The following is a 23507-nucleotide window of genomic DNA, read 5'->3' on the forward strand; positions in this document are numbered from 1 at the left end:
TACAAAGGTAAAACTTAAATCTATTATTGTATTATTTGGATATTAAATATAAATAATTTTGAAAATTTGATATTTAAGAAAAGAAACAACCACTGAAAATCTACTTTCCAAAATATTATTCGGAGAAGAATTTTTTGCGAAATTTTCTAATTGTTCTCTCACTCAGCTAGCTGCATATGGCGATCCGGCTAAAAATTTGCCGTTTGAAAAAAACAAGTTTCAAAAAGGCGCATTTCTGTTACCTTTTTTTGCAAATGGCGTCTCAACAGGTGTAATAATGATGAAAACCACCTTCCGAATATTGTATGGCGTCATTTCTCCAACAAGGCCGAAAAAAATCTGAAAAAGATCGATTTTTTTTCAAAAATGTGCTGAATTTCAGTCTTCTGATCGCCTCAATCATGCTTTTTTGTGGTTTAAAAGTCCATTGGGGCTTCTGGGCACATAAGCGGATCAATCGTTTGGCCGTTTTCCGGCTGCCGGTTGAGATGCAGGGATTCTACAAAAAGTACATTGATTACCTCTCAGAGAACGCAGTCAATCCCGACCAACGCCGCTATGCCGTACCAGGCGAAGCCGAGCGCCACTTTATCGATCTGGATGCTTACGGTGATAGCGCATTGAACAACCTTCCAAGGCATTGGCAGGCCGCAGTTAGGAAAATAGGAGAGGACAGTCTGCGAAAACATGGCATCGTGCCCTGGCATGTACAGGCAGCTGCCTTTCAACTCACGGCAGCATTTAAAGAAAAGAACCGGCCGCGTATCCTCCGCATTTCCGCAGACCTGGGCCATTACATTGCCGACGCGCACGTACCGCTGCACACCACGCGCAACTATAACGGCCAGTTTACAGGTCAGGAGGGTATCCATGGGTTCTGGGAGTCGCGGCTTCCGGAACTGTTTGCCGGGCAATATGACATGTGGCTGGGCCCGGCCATTTACCGAAAGGATATCGCCGGGGATATCTGGAAAGCGGTTGCAGCTTCGCATTCGGCGATGGACTCGGTGTTGCTTTTTGAAAAGCAGCTCACAGAAGCCTTCAAAGCAGATAAAAAATTCAGTTTCGAACTTCGGGGGAATACCCTGACGCGGACGTACTCACACGAGTTTTCCGAGAAATACCACCTAATGCTTGGCCGGCAGGTCGAGCGTCGAATGCGGGCCTCGGTGCAAATGGTGGGCGATGTATGGTACACTTGCTGGGTAGATGCCGGCCAGCCAGATCTTGGCCCTCTGGCAAATGCGGGAGACGATAATGCAGATCAAAATGCAGAATCCGCCGAACAGCAAACTTGGTTACAGCGGCTTTTGAATGTGCGGCCGGAATCTGATAATTAGCAATCGGGACGATTATTTTTGAGGATCTCGTAGCCTGGATCAATGATCGGGACCGGTAGTCAGCACTTTGGCGGTCACCAAAAGCTGGCCGACATGCCGCTGGGTATGTTCGGCAGCATGGAAAAGCAGCCCCAAATGCGTCGAAGGTACCATGGCCCGGCCGACGTAGCGTATCTCAGTCAATGTCTCCGGATTGGTTTCCCGGAGCTGCGTTAACGCAATTTCCAGCTGCTTGCCGAACTGATCGAGCAAATCATTGTAGCTACAATCTTCAAACGGTTCCTTTCCTTCACTTTTGAGGTAGACCATCTGACTTTCGCTGAGCGATTCTTCGCGCGCATAGGTAAACAGGCGGTCGAGCACGCCCGCGAGGTGCTGCAAATGAAAACCCACCGAGGCGAGATTGGCCGGTTTTTCCCAGAGCAGCTTCGAGGGGAATGTATGGCTGAAAATACCTAGTTCCTCGCGCGCCTGCAACAATGCGTGCGCTACGGGTTGGAGCAGATCAGGTATTCCGGGAAGCGGCCCGCGGAGCCATACTTCGAGTTGGTCGTTGTTTTGCATGCCTGAAAATAAACGAAAAAGGGGCCTTTTTACAAGCCCCTTTCCGCACTAGTTGTTGTCAGAATTTATTTTGCAATATCGATTTGCACCGGCTTGCCTTTGATGGTGTTGCCATCCATCGCACGCAATACCGCACGTGCATCGCGCTCAGGCACGTCTACGAACGTAAATTTGTCATAAATGTCGATCGCACCGATCGTCTTGCCAGGGATGTTTGCTTCGCCGGCAATAGCGCCAACGATGTCTTTCGGCATGATGTGGTCTTTACGGCCAAGGCTCAGGAACAAACGGGTCATGCCAGCCTCAGGTGCCGATTGACGACGCTCTCCACGGTCAGCGCCGCGCTCACCACGTGGTGCATAGCGGTCGGTACTGCGGTCTCCTCCAAAACGGCTGCCACCGTCACGACGGTCTCCGCCTTTTTCGAAACGGCTTCCGCCTTCACGACGTTCGCCTCTTCCGAAACGCTCATTACCGCCTTCGCGACGGTCGTTGCGACGCTCTTCCCATGCGAGGTTGCTATCGGCATATTCGTTTTTCTGAACGCCCATGATCTGTTTCGCCATTGCGCCCACGATCTGCTCGGTCGTGAAGCCACTGTGGTGGAGCATTTCAAGTACGTCGTTGTACAGTTCCTGATCGCTGCTTTCTTTGATAGAGGTTGAAATAGTCTCTACAAAACGAGCTTTACGAACACCTACGATATCTTCGAAAGAAGGAATAACGCCTTTTTCGATTTTTACTTTGGTGTAACCTTCAATGGATTTCAGACGGTATTTTTCGTCACGAGCCACAAGAGAGAACGCCTTACCCGACATCCCTGCACGACCCGTACGACCGATCCGGTGTACGTAATATTCTTCGTCCATCGGAATGTCGTAGTTGATAACGCCATCCAGGCCGCTAACGTCGATACCGCGAGCCGCAACGTCGGTAGCCACCAAAATGGTAGTAACACCTGCTTTGAATTTGCTCATTACGTTGCTGCGTTGCTGCTGGCGCAGGTCACCATGGATGCCTTCGGAAGCATAACCGCGCAATTGCAGGTCTTCCACGATCTCGTCCACCTTGCGTTTGGTATTACAGAACACCAAAAGGGATTTGATGTGGTGCATATCGATCAGACGGGTCATTACTTCAACTTTCGCCTGTGGTTTCACTTCGAAATAAACCTGCTCGATATTCTGGTTGGTCAACTCGTTACGAACAACCTTGATCAATACAGGGTCATTCAGGAAGCGCTTGGTGATCGACATGATCGGCTTCGACATGGTTGCCGAGAAAAGGATCGTCTGCCGATCTTCTGGCATATCAGCCAGAATGCTTTCGATGTCCTCACGGAAGCCCATATCGAGCATTTCGTCGGCTTCGTCAAGCACCATCATGCGGACTTCGTTAAATTTCAGTGTTTTACGCTCCATGTGGTCCATGACGCGGCCCGGAGTTCCTACTACTATATGTACTCCTTTTTTCAAAGAGCGGATTTGACGATCGATCGAGTCACCTCCGTAGATCGCTTCAATGCGCACACCACGCATATATTTGGCCAGGCGGCCGAGTTCTTCGGATACTTGAACCGCCAATTCACGGGTTGGGCAAAGGATCAGGGCTTGTACTGCATTGTTAGAAGTATCTATTCTTTCCAGCACGGGAATTCCGAATGCAGCCGTTTTACCGGTACCAGTCTGGGCCTGACCAATTACGTCAGAACCCTGCATTACTGCGGGGATTCCCTGTGCCTGTATCGGTGAGGGTTTAGTGAAACCCATTTCTAGCACGGCTTTCAGGATGTCTTCGTTGAGTCCGAGCTCTTCGAATGTTTCAAAAATTTCAGTAGTCATTCTATTGCTTTTAGTATTAATTCTTGATTTGAACGGTTGTTCCGGAGAGAAGGGCGATGATGGCAGGCCATAACACAATAATCCTCAGGGCGAAGCCCAGCATATGCGTTAGTTCCAATGAAATTGGACCATATCACCGGGATTCCGGTTGTAATCGGTAAATAAGTGAAAGGGATCGCGCAAAGCCCACCACAAACCATCCGTGGGGCTCTGCATGTGAACGGTAGGTCCAGCCGGGACGAATTTTTGAGGCTGGCAGGTGATCTAAAAAAATGGTAGACCGTTTATGAAGCAGAGAAGCGAACGGATGTTCCTTCAAATTCGATGCAAAAGTAAGAAGATAATCCGAAACTGCAATGCTATCGAAAAAATATAATAGTAATATTTTTAGAAAACAAAAACCCGGCGCATTAGAAATGGCCGGGTTTATCTAGTCAGGTTTGCTGATTCAGAATAATTCCTTGACGTCCGTATAAGGCAAATGCCAGGCTTCGGCAACGCCTTTAAATACTACTTTTCCGTGAACGACATTTAACCCTCTGCGCAGTTCCTCGTTGTTCGAACAGGCCTGTTTCCAGCCCTGGTTGGCCAATTGCAATGCATAGGGAAGCGTGGCGTTGGTGAGTGCAAGTGTGGAGGTGTAAGGCACCGCGCCCGGCATATTGGCTACGCAGTAATGTACGACGCCATCAACCTCGTAGATCGGGTCTTCGTGCGTTGTAGCCTTCGAAGTTTCGAAGCAGCCGCCCTGGTCGATGGCCACGTCGACCATGACAGTCCCGGGTTTCATGAGTTTGAGCATATCCCGGGTAATGAGCGACGGCGCTTTTGCACCGGGGATCAGTACGCCGCCGATAATGAGGTTAGCACCCTGGATCAGCTCGCGGATATTATACTCGTTGGACATGACCGTGTCGACGTTCGCGGGCATGATATCTTCGAGGTAACGCAGCCGCGCGAGGCTGATATCGACGATTGTTACATTCGCTCCCAATCCTGCGGCCATTTTCGCAGACTGGGTTCCTACAATCCCGCCGCCGAGTACCAGCACATTCGCAGGTTTCACACCGGCCACACCGCCGAGCAGAATGCCAAAGCCTCCCATCGGTTTTTCCAGGTATTTAGCTCCTTCCTGGACCGCCATGCGTCCGGCAACTTCGCTCATCGGTACGAGTAGCGGAAGGCTTCTATCTGTTTTTTCGACTGTTTCGTAAGCGAGGCATATGGCCTTGCGTTCGATCATGGCATGTGTGAGGGGCTCGGAGGAAGCGAAGTGGAAGTAGGTGAAAAGGAGCTGGTTTTCTTTAATTAGTGGGTATTCAATTTCAATGGGCTCTTTAACCTTGATGATCATTTCGGCGATGCCGTAAACTTCTTCGATCGTTGGGAGAATGCTGGCGCCAGCTTGTGTGTACTGTTCGTCGGTAAACCCGCTGCCTTTGCCCGCCTCTGCCTGCACGTACACCGTGTGTCCGTGCTTACGTAGCTCTGTGACTCCTGCGGGCGTTAAAGCTACCCGGTTCTCGTTGTTTTTAATTTCTTTGGGGACACCAATGATCATCGGTATGTAAGTGTTTATATAGTTTAGATTAACGGGTTCAAAATTAATTTTTGGCAGAAAAACATACTATAAGGACTAAAAAAGACAGAAAAGAAAACTATTTTTGGCCTTACCTGTAAGAAAAATTTCTGTCGGTAACGCTCACAGCCTACACACAGCCACAAAAAATACTTTATGCAGCCCGACCAGACCGACCGCAAAATTCTGGATCTGTTACAGCAAAATGCCCAGATGACGATCAAGGAAATTGCCAGCAAAATCAATTTGTCGGTTACGCCGGTGCACGAGCGCATCCGAAAGCTTGAAAAAGAGGGGTTTATCGATAAGTACGTATGCCTGCTCAACCGACGTAAGCTGGGTAAAAGTCTGGTGGTTTACTGTAATGTGACGCTGGATAAACAGCGGAAGGAAAGCTTTGAAGACTTCAACGAGGCGATCGTAAAAATGCCGGAAGTGCTGGAATGTTCGGTGGTTTCGGGCAACTTCGATTACATGCTGAAAGTAGTCGTCGAGGATGGCGAGGCTTACAATCAGTTTTACCAGCATAAACTTTCTGCCCTGTCGAGCGTGTTACACATCAGCAGTTATTTTGTAATTTCCGAGATCAAGTACACCACCGGAATCGCTGTATTGTAATTATCAACGCTATTTGAATTGATCATCAGGCCGGTAGGCGCGAGCTGATCGCTTAATGCACAGCATATGAACAAGAATTTTAAGGATGGCCTGAACCTGATGTCGAAGGTTACCGTGAAGCGTGCCTGGAATGCGATGCAGATATTGGGGAGCTATTTTTATTCCAAAGCGACGGGAAATCCCGTCCATTGGGGAATGCCCATTGCCATTTCTTTCGAGCCCACTACTTCGTGTAACCTCCGTTGCCCCGAATGCCCCAGCGGCCTGCGCTCATTCACCCGCCCGACGGGCATGATGGAGGAGCAGTTGTATAAAAGGACCATCGACGAGTTGGGTGACACGCTGTTATACCTGATATTCTATTTTCAGGGGGAGCCCTATCTGCATCCCAAGTTTTTTGAGCTCGTCAAATACGCGCACGACAAAGGCATTTACACGGCTACGTCCACCAATGCACATTATCTCACCGACGAGAAGGCGCGCAAAACTGTGGAGTCAGGTCTGGATCGCCTCATTGTGTCCATCGACGGAACTACGCAGGATGTCTACCAACAATACCGTGTTGGCGGCAACCTTGAAAAAGTGCTTGAAGGCACGCGTAATATTATTAAGTGGAAGAAAGAATTAAAATCCGCCACGCCGCATGTGATATTCCAGTTCCTGGTCGTGAAACCGAATGAGCACCAGATCGAGGATGTGAAAAAGCTGGCCGAGGAAATGGGGGTGGATGAAGTGGGACTGAAAACCGCGCAGATTTATGACTACGAGGAAGGTTCGGATCTGATCCCAACCATTGAGAAATACTCGCGTTACCAGAAGCATGAGAATGGCAGCTATTCCATCAAAAACAAGTTCGTGGACCACTGCTGGAAAATGTGGCATTCGTGTGTGATCACCTGGGACGGAGCCGTCGTGCCCTGCTGCTTCGACAAGGATGCCGAGTACAAGCTCGGTGACATGAAAACCTCTACCTTCCGCCAGCTCTGGAAGGGTAAGAAGTACCGCGACTTCCGCGCTTCGCTGATCAGATCTCGTTCAGAGATAGAGATGTGCAAGAACTGTACGGAGGGTACGCAGGTGTGGGCGTGAAACATTCACCCTTTTTTCTGTCCAAATTATTTTTAATTAAATAATAATATCATTTAAAAATCTGACTTTCAGCAATATAAGTGTTTTCTTGAAAACTCCGTGGAACATTCCTTGGTAGATTGCCCCGAATAATAGAAATTTGACATTGGTAACTCAAATGAATACATGGGCAAAGTAATTGCAATTGCAAACCAAAAAGGAGGAGTAGGGAAAACCACCACTGCTATTAACCTGGCGGCCAGTCTGGCTGCGCTTGAATTCCGCACACTCATTATTGATGCCGACCCTCAGGCGAACTCGACCTCGGGGCTTGGTTTCAACCCGCAGGAGATGGAGAACAGCATTTACGAATGCATGGTGGAGCAGGCGCGAACTTCGGAGATCATCCTGCAAACCGATTTTCCAAACCTGAACCTGCTGCCGTCGCATATTGACCTGGTAGGTGCCGAGATCGAGATGATCAACCTTAAAAATCGTGAGCATAGAATGAAGGACGCCATCGCGGAGGTTCGCGATGAGTACGACTTTATCATCATTGACTGCTCTCCATCGCTAGGCCTTATCACCATCAACAGCCTCACCGCCGCCGATTCGGTGATCATTCCGGTACAATGTGAATATTTCGCCTTGGAAGGCTTGGGTAAGCTGTTAAACACCATTACAATCATTCAGTCCCGGCTGAATACCGGCCTGATCATCGAGGGTATTCTGCTCACGATGTATGACCTCCGCCTGCGTCTGTCCAACCAGGTAGTGAACGAGGTTACCAATCACTTCGAATCTCTTGTTTTCAATACCATCATACCTCGAAACGTACGTATCAGTGAGGCGCCGAGCTTCGGGATCCCTGTCATGGCGCAGGATTCGGACAGCAAAGGGGCCGTTAGCTACCTGAACCTTGCAAGAGAGATTCTCAGTAAAAACGGTTTGCTCTCTTCCGATAGGGTGAACTGATCACGATAGTACGAACAGGCAATGGAGAATAGCAGCAAGACGAAAAAAATGACCGGACTGGGAAGAGGGCTAGGCGCTCTTCTGCAGGACTCCGAGAAGATGAACCCGCCAAGGGCCAGCGCACGCATTTCAACAGCCGAGGTCATCGGTTCGATGAACGAGATCGAGGTCAGCCAGATTGAGGCCAACCCTTACCAGCCGCGGACGAAGTTTGACCAGGAATCACTTAATGAGCTCGCCGATTCGATCCGGGTGCAAGGCATTATCCAGCCGATTACAGTGCGCCAGCTTTCGGAAGATACTTATCAGTTGATTTCAGGGGAGCGCCGTTTACAGGCTTCCCGGTCGTTGGGTATGACGACGATTCCTGCCTACATCCGCACAGCGAATGACCAGCAAATGCTGGAAATGGCACTTATCGAGAACATCCAGCGTGAGAACCTGAATGCGATCGAGATTGCACTAAGCTACCAGCGCCTGATCCTCGAATGCAGCCTCAAACAGGAGGAGCTTGGGGCGCGCGTAGGGAAGAACCGTACGACCGTCAACAACTATATCCGCTTGCTGAAACTGCCTCCGGTGATCCAGGCGTCATTGCGTGACGATAAAATCAGTATGGGTCATGCCCGGGCGTTGATCACGATCAACAGCGACCAGAGCCAGCTCAAAATTTTTAACCAGATCATCGAAGAAGGATGGTCGGTAAGAAAGGTGGAAGACGAGGTGCGCAAGCTCGGAATGATGAGTAATATCAGCACCGAGGCCAAAAAGCAGCCGACAATTAATCAGGAAATAAAGTCGTTACAGTTCCAGCTTTCGTCCTATTTCGGGGCAAAGGTGTCTGTTAAGAGCAATGAGCAGCATAAAGGGGAAATCAAGATCCCTTTTGGCTCTCAGGACGAACTGAAAAAGATTTTAGAAACACTGAAATTTAAATAAGCGTTGAAAAACTGGGTTTTGTTAGGGTTGATTTTGCTGTTTTCAGGTCGGATCTCAGCACAGACAGAGGGTAAAAAGGACAGTCTGAAAAGCGAGAAATTGCCGACTATCGTATTAGACAGTACTACTCTGGCCCGGGCGGATTCGTTAAAAAACGTTAAAAAGAAATGGATGCCGGTGCCGAAAACGGCCACACGGTTGGCTCTGATTCCGGGAGCTGGGCAGATTTACAACCGGGATTATTGGAAGGCGCCGATTGTATACCTGGCGTTCGGCGGAGGGCTTTATACCTATTACCTGAATACCATCAAGTACCACGACTTTCTGAATGCGTACAAGTCCTTTTATATTCTGGACAAAAACGATCCTGCTTATGGTACGAAAAAAAAGGAATTGGCAAGTGATGACGCTACGGTAAATGTGAGGGTGAGAAACCTGCTGAATACGAGCAGCGAATACCGGGATGCGACCGAGAGCCAGATCGTGCGTCAGAAAAACTACTGGCGGCGAAACCGCGGCTTTGCCATTATAGTAACTGGCCTGATTTATACGCTATCCATCATCGAAGCCAACGTGGCAGCGCATTTGAAGACCTTTGACCTTTCGGACGACCTTACTTTGAATGTGAGCCCGAAGCTGAACCAGCCGTCTATGCTGACCCCGACGCCGGGTGTTCGACTGGTTTTTAATATGAAGTGATTTAAAAGAGTACTGATTTCAAATAACAGATTAATGAGAATACTATTACTCGGGTACGGAAAGATGGGGAAGACGATCGAACAGATTGCCCTTGACCGGGGACATTCGATCGTTGGAAAAATTGATGTGCAAAACCGGGCAGAAATGGACAAGCTGCAAACTGCCGACGTGGATGTGGCGATCGAGTTCAGTTCCCCCGAATCCGCTTTTGAAAATATCATTTATTGCCTCAAAAAAGGCTGGCCGATCGTGTGCGGCACCACAGGCTGGCTCGACCACCGCAGCGAAGTGGAGGCACTTTGCAAAGCGCAATCAGGGTCCTTTTTCTATGCATCCAATTACAGCATTGGCGTAAACCTGTTTTTCCGCCTCAACCGTATGCTGGCGAGGCTGATGAACGGTCATGAATACCAAAGCTCGATGACCGAGGTGCATCATATTCACAAGCTCGATGCACCAAGCGGAACTGCCATTACACTTGCCGAAGGCATTGTGGAGGAAATGGGAAACATCGACGGCTGGAAGCTGGCCCCCGATAATGAGGAAGGTTACCTGCAAATCCTGGCCGAGCGCCGCGGCGAAATACCCGGGACCCACATTGTCCGCTACGAATCGGAAGTGGATACCATCGAAATCTCCCACACGGCACACAACCGCCAGGGTTTCGCATTGGGCGCCGTTGTAGCTGCCGAATGGCTTCCGGGCAAATTCGGGGTATTCGGGATGAACGACCTCCTCAAAATTTAAAGTATTCTAACTATCAATCATCGCATGGCTGTTAATAAAGAGTTGACTTCCAGTTCAGTTGAATCCAAGAAGAAAAAGTCGCCTGCACGGGAGTGGTTCGACTCCGTTTTGTTCGCGGTAGTTGCCGCAACCCTGATCCGCTGGCTGTTTTTTGAAGCATTTACCATCCCGACGCCTTCGATGGAGAACAGCCTGCTCGTAGGCGATTTCCTTTTCGTTAGCAAGCTGCATTATGGTACCCGCACGCCCAAAACGCCTTTACAGGTGCCACTCACGCACCAGACCATCTGGGGGACCAACATTCCTTCCTACACGAGCCTGGTCCAGCTGCCGCAATACCGTCTGCCGGGTTTTAGTGAAGTGAAAAGAGGCGATGTGGTAGTGTTCAACTACCCGCCCGAATTGCAACATCCGGTTGATTTAAAAACCAATTATATCAAACGCTGCGTAGGTATTCCAGGTGATAAGGTTGAAGTGCGCGATTTGCAGGTCTACGCCAACGGCCAGGCGATGGAAAACCCTGTGCGCATGGAGAACGAATACTTCGTGGCGACCACAACGGCAGTCAATGAGGAAAAAGTTTTCCGCGAAAACGGTGTTTCCGAATTCAATACCTATACGGAAGGCGATAACGACACGATCAAAGGCAATGAGCAAATGGGTTACCTGGTTTTTACGACCACGGAAATCGCGGCAAAGCTTAAAAGCTATGATTTTGTGAAGAGCATCACCCTGGTTAAATCGCCCAAGGATATCAGCGAACCGATGCTTTACCCGAACTCATCGCTTTTTAAATGGAATCGCGACAATTATGGCCCGATTACCGTTCCGAAGGAAGGCATGACCGTGCAGCTGACGCCGGAGAATATTGCAACTTATGGCCCGGTCATCAAAAATTATGAGGATAATGAGGATGTGGTAATCGATGAAAAATCGGTGAAAGTGGGTGGCAAGGCCATCACCAGCTATACGTTCAAGCAGGATTACTACTTTATGATGGGGGATAATCGTCATAACTCGGCCGATTCGCGCTATTGGGGCTTCGTGCCGATGGATCATATCGTTGGCAAGGCGGTATTCGTATGGATGTCCATCGATCCGAACCCGACGAGCTTCTTCAACAAGATTCGTTGGAGCCGCATTTTCCGGGTGATTAATTAGTGGTTTGAACAGACATTGCGAAAGGGGAGAGCCGAAACGTTCTTCCCTTTCTTTTTGCATTAATATATAAAATAATAATATATAATGTTTGTTGCGTTATTGTGTTTAAAGTTATATTGCAGGTAGAATATCGGCTTTTATGCCGTCCAAACATAGCGTCCTCATGTCACTTGCAGAGATAATTTCTAAACCGACCAGCACTCCTGCACCAAAGAAATCAGCCTTCCGGGAATGGTTTGACTCGATTCTTTTCGCCGTAGTCGCAGCCACATTGATCCGGTGGCTGTTTTTCAGCGCATTTGTGATTCCAACGCCTTCGATGGAGAATAGCCTGCTTGTGGGTGATTACCTATTTGTGAGCAGGTTGCATTATGGTACGACCACGCCTGTCACACCATTGCAGATGCCGCTCACGCATCAGACGATCTGGGGCACGAGCATTCCTTCCTACCTCGACTGGATCAGGCTTCCACAATACCGGTTGCCTGGTTTCACCGATGTTAAAAATGGAGATGTAGTCGTGTTTTACCTGCCTGTCGAACATCCGGATATGTATCAGAAATACAGTAATGTGCTACCCGACCTGCGCCCACATCCGACCGATCTGCGGTCGAACTACATCAAACGGTGCGTAGGTATTCCGGGCGATAAACTGGAAGTCCGGCACGGGCAGGTGTATGTGAACGGGCATGTGCAGGAATTGCCGCCACGCATGCAGAACGAATTTTTTGTTTCAGTTAAAACAGCCGTGAATGAGGAGAATGTGTTCAGAAAGAATGGTATTGTCGATTACACTCAATTTACGGAGACATTTGGCGACAGCGTAGCCGCCAACGATGAGGCAGGTTATATAGTGAAGACAACCGCGGCGCTTGCAGAAAGGCTCAAAACCTATGATTTCGTAAAACGCGTAGAACCGGTTTTTATGGAAAAGGGCCTGAAAGAGCCCTACCTGTTCCCGACAACCGATGCGGTAGACTGGAATAAGGATAACTACGGACCGATTGCAATACCCGAGGCAGGGATGTCAGTACCATTAACTGAGGTCAACATCGCGCTTTACGGAGATATTATCCGGAATTATGACGGCAATGAGAATGTCGTAATCGAGAATAACAAAGTTACAATCGCAGGTAAGCAAATCAGCGACTATACATTTAAGCAAGATTATTATTTCATGATGGGTGATAACCGCCACGATTCCGCCGACTCGCGGTACTGGGGCTTTGTACCCAAAGACCACATTGTAGGGAAAGCAGTTTTTGTCTGGATGTCTATTGACCCAAACCCGACCAGCTTCCTCAAAAAAATCCGCTGGGACCGTATTTTCAGGATTATAGAATAGGAGGAGAAAGGGAGGAAGGGGAGGAAGGGTTGATTAGACTGATCCCTTTCCTCCCCTTCCTCCATATAATTACTCTTCCTGCGAAAAGATCAAAGCCGAGTAGGGGGGAATCTGCAACGCCCCGAACTGGCTGCACCCGTCCATTTCTCCCTCCACCGTATCTATGTCAAAGACGCCCAGGTTGGAGAAATCCGCATCGTAGTGTTCATTATCGCTGTTAAACCGCAAGGGCCATTTACCCGCCCGAGGGAATCCGACCTTGTAATCGGTGAAAGTTTCGGTTGAGAGGTTAAATACCACTACGACACTATCTTTCGGCCCGCCTCCGTCCCAGCGGTGCATGACGATCACTTTTTTCTCATCATCCTGTCTGATAATCCCGACGTTCTGGCCTTGAAGACCTTTGGTCACGCCAAACCAGTTTCTCCGGATGTGGATCATATCACGGTGCAATTCGGCGAAACCGCTGAATTTTTCCAGCCTCGACCAGTCGATTGGATCACTGTCCGAAAACCATTTGTCTTCCAACAGTGGCTGGCCCTGAAAAATCATCGGAATACCCGGTGAAGTGAGTACCAATGCGACGCCCAGCGCAGCGCGTTTTTTGGAATACCAGTTATTCACATCACCATCGGCGATTTCTTCCGCTACGCGTGCCTTGCCATTGGCTACTTCGTCGTGTGATTCGGTGTAGATAATGCGCTGGAAAGAATCCGAGTTGTAGCGGTTAGTAATTGCTGCGACTACGCTGTCCATATTGCGGTCCTGATCGTTGGCCGTGATAATCGCATCGCGTATCGAGTGGACGAATTCTGCGTCCCATTGCGATCCGTAGCCCAGGCCGCCATTTTCGACCGAGTTGGTGATAAAGTCCAGCGAATGCATGTCTTCGGCAATGGTAATGCAGTTGCCGTAGCTGTCGCGAATGTCTTTATTGATCCACTGCATCAGCGAAATACCTTCGGGAATGTCATCACCGGGGTTGCCATTGGCTTTCACATTCCGGATGTAGGGGACCATGTCCATCCGCAGGCCATCGATGCGGTAATCCCGCAGCCACATCATCGCATTATCGTGGATGTATTGGCGCACTTCGCCACGGCCGTAGTCGGGACGGGTGTTTCCCCAGGGTGTTTCCGAGCGCCAATCGTTGTAAAAGTAAATGCCGCCGCCGTCGTTTTCTTGCCAGCCGTCGAACTGCCACAGGTCGAGGTCCGACGGACCGAAGTGGTTGTAGACAACATCTAGAATTACGGCGATGCCCGCCTCATGTGCGGCCTTTACAAATGCCTTCAAGCCATCCGGGCCGCCGTAATCGGATTCTATCGCAAAGGGGCTTGCAGGATTATAGCCCCATGATCGCGAACCAGGGAATTCGGAGCAGGGCATCAGTTCCACTGCGTTGAAGCCCATTTCTTTCAGATAAGGAATACGCTCGATTGCCGTATAAAATGTTCCCACCTGTCCTTCCTCTTTTACATTGAAAGTACCAACATGCAGCTCATAAATCACCACTTCATGCCAGCCGGGCATTTGAAAAGTGACATCCTGCCAGTCGAAAGATCCATGGTTGTATACGAGGCAATTACCCGCAGAATTAGTCATCTTTAAGGCATAGGGATCATTGCGGTGCAGCTCGCCGGCGGGCGTTTTGAGGAAATACTTATATTCGTCCCCTTCCTTCGAATTTTCGACCAGTGCGCCCCACATGCCATTATCTTCGGATTGCAGCGGGTTGGCGGAGGCATCCCAATTGTTGAAACTTCCTATGACCGAAACGCTTTCGGCATGTGGCGCCCAGACACGGTAATAAACTCCTTCGGGATGGCAGGTGGCACCCATGCCTTGGTAATGCTGCTCTGTTTCGGCGACTTCGGTTTCGAGGTTTTCCATATATGGTTTTCAGATTATTGTTATATTTTTGAAAATGAACTGTTGACGTATATGGGCAAAATGCATGCCAGCCGTCAGCAGTCCACAAACTCAACCAACACACTATATCATGCAACCATCCTCCGACGCAGAGAAAATCTGCATCCTCGCGCTTATGCACACGCCCGGAATCGGCGCCGTGACGATCCGTCAACTCATTAGCCACTGCGGCAGCGCCTTCCAGGTCTTTCAGGCCGATTACAAAAAGCTTATCAAGATTCCCGGAATCGGCGATAAGATCGTGAAATCGGTTTTGAGTAAAAACACATTGGAACTGGCTGAAAGAGAGCTTGCCGAATGCCGCAAAACCGGAACGCAATTACTTTCCTTCAATGATCCGGATTATCCGGTGCGTCTCCGGGCGCTGTATGATGCGCCTGTTGCCTTATATACAAAAGGCACTACCGATTTCAACTGGCCGCGTACAGTTGGGATCGTAGGTACGCGGAAAATTAGTGAGTACGGGAAGTTGATTACCGAAAATATCATTCGAGATCTGGTGCCTTATCAGCCGCTTGTGGTAAGCGGGTTGGCATATGGTGTGGATATCACTGCACATCGGCATTGTCTGCGGAACAACCTGGCGACGTTAGGTGTGATGGCAAGTGGGCTGGATGTGATCTATCCGGCCCCTCATCAGCGTACTGCTTTCGAAATGCAGGACAATGGCGGAATCGTTACCGAAAACGCGTTAGGGACCAAGCCCGATTTTATGAGATTTCCGGCGCGAAACCGAATTATTGCCGGCCTTAGTGATGTTATCATTGTAGTGGAGTCGGGGCGGACCGGCGGGAGCCTGATCACCGTTGAATTTGCCCAGAATTACCACCGGGAGGTTTTTGCGGTTCCGGGCGCGATCAACGAGGCGCAATCGGAGGGATGTAACTTTTTGATCCGTGATCACAAAGCTTCTATTTTCACGTCGGTAGAAGATATGGCCGAAACTTTGGGGTGGCTCAAAGGAGCGCCGCAAATTGGGTCAGGCGTGATGACAAACGACCCGGTGATCACATTTGAAGGCTTTACACAGGAGGAAGCCCAGGTGCTTTCGCTGTTAAAACAGCGGGGCTCGATGCAGCTCGATGAGCTAGCCTGGCAGTCGGGCATGCATTTGAACAGGCTTGCTTCGCTGCTGCTAAACCTAGAATTCCAGGGGATGGTCCGGTCGATGCCGGGCAAGAAATATGGGTTGATTTAAATGCATGGATAAAAGTATCATTCAGTTAATAAAGGAGGGAGAGGGGCTTACCATCGAGTTTAAAAGGACTGTCGACAGCCCTTTCAAGATTGCCAAAACCATTGTATCCTTTGCCAACACGTCGGGTGGCAATCTGCTGATCGGCGTGGCTGATCATGGTGCTATTATGGGCGTACAGTCAGAGCTGCGCGAGCTACAAAAGCTTGAAAAAGCACTTGTGAAGCTGATAGAGCCGGAATTAGTCGTACAGATCAAGACAGAGAACCTGGACGGCAGGAAGGTTTTGTGGGTGACCGTCAGTGAAAGTGATGACAAGCCGCATCACACGCTAAATGAGAAAGGGGAGCGCATTATCTATGTTCGCGTCAAAGACAAAAGCATGCCTATTCCCAGGCTGCTGCTTTATAATGGAGTCGATACCGAAACAGAAAAATTACTAGCTACGCGGCACGTCAAAACGCTTATAACATACCTCAAAGAAACAGATTCGGTGACAGCGAAGGCGTTTTCAAAAATCATTAATATCTCCGAAAAGAGGGCCGAGCGAATGTTGCAGGACTTGGCCGCACGACAGATTTTACTGAAACTTTCCAGAGGTAAACCGGAAAGTTTCAGCCTAAAATGGACCGAATAAAAACGCGGTCGGCGCCCCGGATTGCCGGGCGGCCGACCGCATACAATTTTATCGGACTATTAGTTGATACCAACCAGTTCCAGTTCAAAAATAAGGTCCTGACCAGCTAATGGGTGGTTTGCATCCAGCACCACGTACTCCTCAGTCACTTCTCTCACAACAACCGGGATAACCTGGCCACCGTCCTGGTGCATATTCAGTGTTCCTCCGATTTCCAAAGGAATGTCAGCCGGAATCTGTGCACGTTCGAATTTGACGATCATTTCTTCGTTCAACGGCCCGTATGCTTCCTCGTTAGGAATATTGATCGTTTTTTTATCGCCGATTACCATGCCGGTCACACCGTCGTCGAATCCCTTGATGACCTGTCCGCTTCCCAGCGTGAAACTCAAAGGCTCCCGTCCCTCGGAAGAATCAAAAAGTTGCCCGTCCGGTAAGGTACCTTTATAATGTACCAGCACTTTGTCACCAGCCTTTGCCTGACTCATAGTTCTATATTGATTTGGTTAAAAAAGTATTCGTGAAAGGTTTCCCGGAAAGTCTTTCCGGGAAAAAACTTTCACGAATAATGAAAATATAAATTAGTATGCCCGGGCGAAAACCACACGTCCTTTCGACGGTTTGCCCGAGTAAATGCAAACGCCCTCTTCGGCCTCCTGGTCGAGAGGAATACAGCGGATCGTTGCCTTGGTTTCTTCCTTGATCTTATCTTCGGTCTCGGAAGTTCCATCCCAGTGCGCAAGTATAAACCCGCCTTTGGTATCTAGAATACTGTTGAATTCTTCAAACGAGTCAACCTTATAGGTATTCTCTTCGCGGAAAGCCAATGCCTTGTCGTAAATGGCTTGCTGTATATTATCGAGCAGATCCTGAATGTAAGTTGCGATACCTTCGATTGAAACCGTTTCTTTGGTTTTAGTATCGCGGCGCGCTACTTCTACTGTCCCGTTTTCAAGATCACGCCCGCCCATCGCAAGCCTTACAGGCACACCTTTCAGCTCATATTCGGCAAATTTGAAACCAGGTTTGTTGTTATCACTGCTGTCATATTTGACGCTGATGCCCAGCTTTTTAAGCTGCTTTACAATTTCTCCTACTTTTTCGGAAATCTGCGCAAGCTGCTCCTCGTTGCGGTAGATCGGAACGATTACCACCTGGATTGGCGCCAGTTTAGGAGGTAGTACGAGACCTGCGTCATCGGAATGGGCCATCACCAGAGCGCCCATCAGCCGCGTGCTCACGCCCCAGGACGTTCCCCAAACGTAATCGAGCTTGCCTTCCTTGTCCTGGAATTTTACATCGAATGCGGTTGCGAAGTTCTGGCCCAGGAAGTGGGAAGTACCTGCTTGCAATGCCTTTCCGTCCTGCATCATCGCTTCAATACAATAGGTGTCTTCTGCACCCGCAAAACGCTCGTTGGCAGTTTTAACACCCTTTACAACCGGAAGGGCCATCCACTCTTCGGCGAATTGCGCGTAAACTTCCAGCATTTGCTTCGTTTCTGCGATTGCCTCCTGTGAAGTGGAGTGCGCAGTGTGGCCTTCCTGCCAGAGGAATTCGGCCGTACGCAGGAACAGGCGCGTACGCATTTCCCATCGTACCACGTTTGCCCATTGGTTGATCAGCAACGGCAGGTCCCGGTAGGATTGGATCCAGTTTTTGTAGGTGCTCCAAATGACCGTTTCGGAAGTCGGACGCACGATCAGTTCTTCTTCAAGCTTCGCCTCAGGGTCAACGATTACACCTTTGCCGTCAGGATCGTTTTTAAGACGGTAATGCGTCACTACGGCACATTCCTTGGCAAAACCTTCCACGTGTGAAGCCTCTTTGCTCAGGTACGATTTCGGGATGAAAAGTGGAAAATAGGCATTTGTATGGCCTGTTTCCTTGAACATGTCATCCAGCGCGCGCTGCATTTTTTCCCAGATAGAATAACCGTAAGGTTTGATCACCATACAGCCCCTTACCGCCGAGTTTTCGGCCAGGTCGGCGCGTTTCACTAATTCATTGTACCATTCGGAGTAGTTTTCACTTCGTGTTGGCAAGGCTTTACTCATTACTTTGTATTATTTTGGAATTGAAATGGAGTATTACGTTAATCCGAGCCCATTTTTCAAGGCAGTTGCAAAGATAGTTTTTTATGTTAACTTTGGAATTAATGTATAGTTACGCACGTTTACTTCGTATTGGGAACGCCTTTTTTAACTACATTAGCAACAAACTTTTAATCCTTAAAAGCCATGAGTATGTTCAATAAAGCAAAATATTTGTCTTTACTGGTGCTGTTGGGAGCTTGGGGATGTACTTCAAATCAATATGCATCACGATCAGGCGACGGATATGATGATCTCTACGGAGGAAGTTCCGGCGGAGGCCTCGTGTTGACGGACAGGGGTGCAGACCAGGAAGTCTCCCGTCTGGACAATCCGGATTATGCCTACACGGGCAAGAACTCCGAAAACGGTACATCCGATTATTACGACGAAAATTATCTGTCATCCAGAGGTCTTAAGCGTCAGGTTTCGACAGATGTCGGTTACAATGCCGGTTTTGTCGACGGATATAATTCAGCCAGCCTTAATAACCCTTATTACGGTGGTTTGGGCTCGTATTGGCCCGGAAGCTATGCAGGTCTTTCGCTTAACTTCGGTTACGGTGGTTTCAGAATGCGTCCTTCGTTCGGCTTCGGTTACGGGTCGATGTTCGGCTACTCACCATGGGGCTACGGCAGTATGTTGGGTTACGGAGGTATGATGGGCTATGGCTACGATCCATTTGGATACAGTCCTTGGGGATATAGTCCTTGGGGTTATAATAGCATGTACGGTTGGGGTGGTGGATATTACGATAGCTTCTACGGCGGCTACGGCTATTCGCCCTGGGCTTACAGCCGCCCTGTTATCGTGATCAATAACCCAGAAAGAGGTATTTCAAGAACTTACGGTCCACGTGTGGTGGATGCGAGCGGAAACCGTGGCAGGGAACGTTACAACTCCAATTTTGTAAACTCTTCACGCTCACGTTCCGAAACTTCAACGAGAGGTAGCCGGGATGGCAACCGTGTGATTTCGGGCGATACATATTCTTCGCCGAGATCGGAACGTTCAGGGCGCGGCAATGCTGTGGCTAACGGCGGCGGAAGAACAAGCGGGGAATCTTACGGCTCCCGCGCCGTAGTGGATGGCGGTAATACTTACTACTCACGTCCGCGATCTGCCAATTCAAGCAATTATTCGTCCGAAGGCGGAAATACCAACGGTGCAAGCTACTATTCGTCTCCTCGTTCTTCGAGAAGCTCTTCGACTTACAGCGCACCGTCATACAATAACAGTACGCCATCGAGGAGCCAGTCGGATTACAGCACGCCGAGTAGAAGCTACTCGACACCAAGAAGTGAATCGTATAGCGCGCCGACCCGTACTTACAGTCAGCCGTCGTACAGTGCTCCTTCCAGAAGTTACAGCGCGCCATCTAGCAGTGGCGGCGGTGGTGGTGGTAGTTCGAGCCGTTCTTCGAGAGGTCCAAGATAATCTACGATTGTCCTGAAACAGAGATAGTCAAGTCAAACCCTGCAAAATGTCATAATTTTGCAGGGTTTTCGTTTAAATTGTATTGAAATAAGTATTAACTGCCATGTCGAAAACATATTCAGGAATTGCGTTCCTATTTTCGCTGCTCGCATCATCTGCGGCATTTGCCCAATACGCTACCGACGCGCTTCGCTATTCAGAAATTAATCAAACCGGGTCAGCCCGTTTCCAGGGACTCGGTGGAAACCATGCGTCTATCGGAGGTGACCCAAGTTCCATTCACGGTAACCCGGCTGGTTTGGGTTTTTATACCAGGTCGGAGCTCACGCTTAGCCCGGCAGTAACGATCGCAGGTACCAAATCCAACTACCTCGGAAATGACACCAAAGAGAGCAGTAGCCTATTTAACATTCCCCAGGCCTCGGTTGTGTTCGCCAGCCAGCCGGGATTTCAGCGTAAGTGGAAGCGGTCAGCGTTCGGGATTTCATTCTCCCGGCAACAGTCATTTCAGAACGGATACACCTACGGTGGGCGCAATAACAACAGTGCTTACATCGATAATGTCTTGGAGAATATCAATAATGCGAATCCCCGATATACCACAGATGAGCTCTCGAAAGGTTTGCAAAACGGCACGAATGGAGAACAAATTGCAAACTCGTTGCCAGCGGCGTATTATCATATGTATCTGATCAATCCTACAACGCCAGACGGGTCTCCATTCCAAGCCATCGACGATAGGAGTGTAGTAGACCAGACAGGCACATTTACCTCCAAAGGCGCTACTTCGCAATGGACCCTGGCCTACGCTGGAAACTTGAACGACAAGTTTTATCTGGGTGGTAATATTGGTTTCAGTCGGATCAGGTACGAATATTCGAATACATTCAGTGACGATTATGTCAATAGTCCGGCATTGACCTATATTGATCAGTTTGAGGACTTTACGGTCCGGGGGAGTGGCGTCAACCTCTCGTTGGGCGCTATTTATAGGTTCAATCCCATGTTCCAGATCGGGGGAACGCTTATAAGCCCGACTTTTAGTGCGATTAAGGAGACTTATAGCCAAAGCGTAGGCGCGGGATATGTCAACGGAAAGGTAAAGGATGCCGATGGAAAGTTGATAACGCCTCCTTACACTTCCCTTGCCGTTCTCCCCAATGATTTTGAGTATAATCTGATTGGCCCGATACGTGGTAATTTTGGAGCGACCGTATTATTTCAAAACAAAGGATTTCTGACGGCCACAGTGGAATATGCGGGCTACTCTGGTATGCGGCTGAGAACCAGCTTCCTCGATGCTGACGGCAACAGGGATTTTAAGAACGATAACAACGCCGTGGTCAAGGATACTTTCCGCAACACGGTTAATTTCAGACTAGGCGGAGAAGTCAGGGCAAACATCTTCCGGGCAAGGATCGGAGGCGCGTATATTTCTGACCCTTACCTGACGCGTGACGACGGCATTGACCGTAGTAAAATCCTCGCTTCGGCAGGGGTGGGTGTGCGTACGGACCGTTTTTTTGTGGATTTGACAGGTACCTTTACGACCTACAAATCGGCATATACGCCTTATTATCTCAACAATCCCAACAACTATGCATCCGTCGAGATTACCAACCGGCCGGTAAATGTCATGGTGACAGGCGGTGTATTCTTCTGATCTTATTTGTAGAGCCTGTAAACGTAAATACCTGCGATGAGCAGGTTTTTACGTTTATAGCAAAGGTGTGAGTATTTCCAGCAAATGGCTGACGTCTATTTCTCCTTTCAGTGTAAAGTCAGCCTGCGAGTAGTAGGGGAGCCTGTCGGTAATGCGGCTTTGCAATGTATCGACAAGTGAAGTTGCACCGGACAGGATGGGGCGGTCGTCTTTGCCATGGTTTTCGATCCTTCTTGCGAGATCTTCCGCAGGAACATCCAGAAAAATGCTGACGCCCATTTCCCGGATTACATTCATATTGTCGAAAAAGCACGGTGTTCCGCCACCGGAAGCCAGTACAATACCTTTTTGGGAAGAGGTTTCTTTCAAAATCCTGCTTTCGACTTCCCGGAAATAGGGTTCTCCCTTTTGGGCGAAAATGGCAGAAATCTCCATTCCCTGATCTTTCTCGATCAGCTTATCAAGATCTGCGAATTGGTAGTTCAATGCCCGGGCGAGCTTTTTGCCCAAAGTTGTTTTGCCGGATGACATCATTCCGACTAGGATAATATTCTTCATCTGGGTTGGTGTAGGGCATTATTTGACAAGATCCACCACTTCTTCGGCGGTAGGCGTGTCGTTGTAGTGCCATTTGCCTTTTACAACGCCGTCTTTCAACAGCCACAAGCCGGGGTTTGACCGGGAAATGGTTTTCAAGACAGTCGCGTCGACATAATAATAGGGCGCGGTTAGCTGGTGCTGCGAAAGGAAGTTTGCTATGTCTGCGCTGTTGCCCGAGGTGAGGATGACCGGCTCCACACCCTTGCTTTTGACCGCGTTGATGAGCTTGTTGATATCCGGCAACGCAGCAGTGTTAATGTCCGTCAGGCTTTTAATGATCAAAAAGAGCTTTTTGCCCTGGAATGTACCTTCGGTGAAATCGCCGGCATCGTTCCAGACTTTGTAATCGGTGATCTTGGGCTTGGCGTCCTCGTTGAGAACCACCATTTCCGTGAATTTTAGCGTAGTGTCACTCGGATACTGCTCATATTTAACTGTTTTGCCGTCTTTTTCAAAAATATACAAATAGCGTAGCGGCTCCGAAGGCTTCATCTGCGCGGGAATGCTGGCACCCACCCGGTAGGGCAGCATATCTACAATAGGTAAATGCCTTAATGAATACACGGCGACACCCAGCGAAACCAGCGTAGAAATCACCACGATGATACCGGTAGGATAGGATTTGAATTTTTTCCTGTAATATACGATTACCAATATCAGCCCCAGCAGGAATATATCCTTGCCAAACGAGGTCCACGGCGTGAGTTTAATCGCCGCACCGAAGCAGCCGCAGTCGGTCACCTTATTGAAATAGGCCGAGTAGAATGTTAGGAATGTGAAAAAGACAATGATCGCCAGCAGCAGCCAGGATATTGTTCTGGGCTTGTAAGCGACCAGCAGCGCAATGCCCAAAACCACCTCGGCCGTGCAAAGGAAAACCGAGAAATACAGCGCCAGCGGCACGAGTGCCATGAAAAAATCATGCAATGCGGGAAGATCGGTCGCGAAAACCTCAAAGTATTCTTCCAGTTTATACTGTGTCCCGATCGGGTCATTCAGCTTGATTATTCCGGAAAAAATGAAGAGTAATCCTACTACAACTCGTGAGATCTGGGCAAAGATTTTCATTGCAGG

Annotated in this window: 21 protein-coding genes; 13 read left to right on the forward strand and 8 right to left on the reverse strand. The window is 49.0% G+C overall.

Translation table 11 applies throughout. From position 1 onward, the window contains the following. Positions 1 to 401: 401 nt before the first annotated feature. A complete protein-coding gene (locus IEY24_RS02305; protein WP_229221228.1) occupies positions 402 to 1340 on the forward strand; it encodes a zinc dependent phospholipase C family protein in 939 nt (312 codons plus the stop codon). 39 nt (positions 1341 to 1379) lie between these two features. On the opposite strand, the gene IEY24_RS02310 is transcribed toward IEY24_RS02305, so the two are convergent. The 3 genes from IEY24_RS02310 to ald form a co-directional block, all read right to left on the reverse strand. Continuing rightward, a complete protein-coding gene (locus tag IEY24_RS02310) occupies positions 1380 to 1904 on the reverse strand; it encodes a DinB family protein (protein ID WP_188928256.1) in 525 nt (174 codons plus the stop codon). 65 nt (positions 1905 to 1969) lie between these two features. Next, complete coding sequence (locus tag IEY24_RS02315) at positions 1970 to 3745, reverse strand: DEAD/DEAH box helicase (protein ID WP_188928258.1); 1776 nt, start codon at positions 3743 to 3745, stop codon at positions 1970 to 1972. A gap of 448 nt (positions 3746 to 4193) precedes the next feature. Then, positions 4194 to 5306, reverse strand: a complete 1113-nt coding sequence (gene ald / locus IEY24_RS02320; RefSeq protein ID WP_188928260.1) for an alanine dehydrogenase — start codon at positions 5304 to 5306, stop codon at positions 4194 to 4196. A gap of 174 nt (positions 5307 to 5480) precedes the next feature. Here ald and IEY24_RS02325 point away from each other — a divergent pair, with 174 nt between their 5' ends. The 8 genes from IEY24_RS02325 (at position 5481) to lepB (IEY24_RS02360) (ending at position 12876) form a co-directional block, all read left to right on the forward strand. Next, complete coding sequence (locus tag IEY24_RS02325; protein WP_188928262.1) at positions 5481 to 5942, forward strand: Lrp/AsnC family transcriptional regulator; 462 nt, start codon at positions 5481 to 5483, stop codon at positions 5940 to 5942. 66 nt (positions 5943 to 6008) lie between these two features. After that, positions 6009 to 7031 (forward strand): SPASM domain-containing protein, encoded by a 1023-nt coding sequence (locus IEY24_RS02330; RefSeq protein ID WP_188928264.1) that lies wholly within the window; start codon positions 6009 to 6011, stop codon positions 7029 to 7031. A gap of 165 nt (positions 7032 to 7196) precedes the next feature. Further along, positions 7197 to 7985, forward strand: a complete 789-nt coding sequence (locus IEY24_RS02335; protein WP_188928266.1) for a ParA family protein — start codon at positions 7197 to 7199, stop codon at positions 7983 to 7985. A 21-nt stretch (positions 7986 to 8006) separates the two neighbouring features. After that, entirely contained in the window at positions 8007 to 8924 is a 918-nt protein-coding gene (locus tag IEY24_RS02340; protein WP_188928269.1) for a ParB/RepB/Spo0J family partition protein, read from the forward strand. A 3-nt stretch (positions 8925 to 8927) separates the two neighbouring features. Then, the gene (locus IEY24_RS02345) at positions 8928 to 9623 is read left to right on the forward strand and encodes a DUF5683 domain-containing protein (RefSeq protein ID WP_188928271.1); all 696 of its coding nucleotides are present in this window, start codon (positions 8928 to 8930) and stop codon (positions 9621 to 9623) included. Positions 9624 to 9656: 33 nt separating this feature from the next. Continuing rightward, positions 9657 to 10370 carry a 4-hydroxy-tetrahydrodipicolinate reductase gene (gene dapB / locus IEY24_RS02350; protein WP_188928273.1) on the forward strand — a complete coding sequence of 238 codons (714 nt, stop codon included), beginning with the start codon at positions 9657 to 9659 and terminating at the stop codon, positions 10368 to 10370. A 24-nt stretch (positions 10371 to 10394) separates the two neighbouring features. After that, positions 10395 to 11531, forward strand: coding sequence for a signal peptidase I (lepB, locus tag IEY24_RS02355; protein ID WP_188928275.1), 1137 nt, complete (start codon positions 10395 to 10397; stop codon positions 11529 to 11531). A 163-nt stretch (positions 11532 to 11694) separates the two neighbouring features. Next, positions 11695 to 12876, forward strand: coding sequence for a signal peptidase I (gene lepB / locus IEY24_RS02360; RefSeq protein ID WP_188928277.1), 1182 nt, complete (start codon positions 11695 to 11697; stop codon positions 12874 to 12876). 69 nt (positions 12877 to 12945) lie between these two features. Here lepB (IEY24_RS02360) and IEY24_RS02365 read toward each other — a convergent pair whose 3' ends face one another. Continuing rightward, positions 12946 to 14769, reverse strand: coding sequence for an alpha-amylase family glycosyl hydrolase (locus IEY24_RS02365; protein ID WP_188928279.1), 1824 nt, complete (start codon positions 14767 to 14769; stop codon positions 12946 to 12948). Between the two features lie 109 nt (positions 14770 to 14878). Here IEY24_RS02365 and dprA point away from each other — a divergent pair, with 109 nt between their 5' ends. Both dprA and IEY24_RS02375 read left to right on the forward strand, forming a co-directional pair. Then, a complete protein-coding gene (gene dprA / locus IEY24_RS02370) occupies positions 14879 to 16006 on the forward strand; it encodes a DNA-processing protein DprA (protein ID WP_188928281.1) in 1128 nt (375 codons plus the stop codon). 4 nt (positions 16007 to 16010) lie between these two features. Next, the gene (locus tag IEY24_RS02375) at positions 16011 to 16640 is read left to right on the forward strand and encodes an AlbA family DNA-binding domain-containing protein (protein WP_188928282.1); all 630 of its coding nucleotides are present in this window, start codon (positions 16011 to 16013) and stop codon (positions 16638 to 16640) included. Positions 16641 to 16699: 59 nt separating this feature from the next. Here IEY24_RS02375 and IEY24_RS02380 read toward each other — a convergent pair whose 3' ends face one another. Both IEY24_RS02380 and proS read right to left on the reverse strand, forming a co-directional pair. Continuing rightward, the gene (locus IEY24_RS02380; RefSeq protein WP_188928283.1) at positions 16700 to 17128 is read right to left on the reverse strand and encodes an FKBP-type peptidyl-prolyl cis-trans isomerase; all 429 of its coding nucleotides are present in this window, start codon (positions 17126 to 17128) and stop codon (positions 16700 to 16702) included. Between the two features lie 93 nt (positions 17129 to 17221). Next, on the reverse strand, positions 17222 to 18697 hold the full coding sequence (gene proS / locus IEY24_RS02385) for a proline--tRNA ligase (RefSeq protein WP_188928284.1): 1476 nt from the start codon (positions 18695 to 18697) through the stop codon (positions 17222 to 17224). A gap of 189 nt (positions 18698 to 18886) precedes the next feature. Between proS and IEY24_RS02390 the strand changes: the two genes are divergently transcribed. Together IEY24_RS02390 and IEY24_RS02395 are read left to right on the forward strand one after the other, a co-directional pair. Next, positions 18887 to 20170 (forward strand): hypothetical protein, encoded by a 1284-nt coding sequence (locus IEY24_RS02390; RefSeq protein WP_229221230.1) that lies wholly within the window; start codon positions 18887 to 18889, stop codon positions 20168 to 20170. Between the two features lie 103 nt (positions 20171 to 20273). Further along, entirely contained in the window at positions 20274 to 21833 is a 1560-nt protein-coding gene (locus IEY24_RS02395; RefSeq protein ID WP_188928286.1) for an OmpP1/FadL family transporter, read from the forward strand. A 54-nt stretch (positions 21834 to 21887) separates the two neighbouring features. Here IEY24_RS02395 and IEY24_RS02400 read toward each other — a convergent pair whose 3' ends face one another. Both IEY24_RS02400 and IEY24_RS02405 read right to left on the reverse strand, forming a co-directional pair. Then, complete coding sequence (locus tag IEY24_RS02400) at positions 21888 to 22391, reverse strand: shikimate kinase (RefSeq protein WP_188928288.1); 504 nt, start codon at positions 22389 to 22391, stop codon at positions 21888 to 21890. An 18-nt stretch (positions 22392 to 22409) separates the two neighbouring features. After that, entirely contained in the window at positions 22410 to 23501 is a 1092-nt protein-coding gene (locus tag IEY24_RS02405) for a BT_3928 family protein (RefSeq protein ID WP_188928289.1), read from the reverse strand. Positions 23502 to 23507: the final 6 nt, after the last annotated feature.

The organism is Dyadobacter endophyticus, from assembly GCF_014641595.1.
Classification (GTDB): domain Bacteria; phylum Bacteroidota; class Bacteroidia; order Cytophagales; family Spirosomataceae; genus Dyadobacter; species Dyadobacter endophyticus.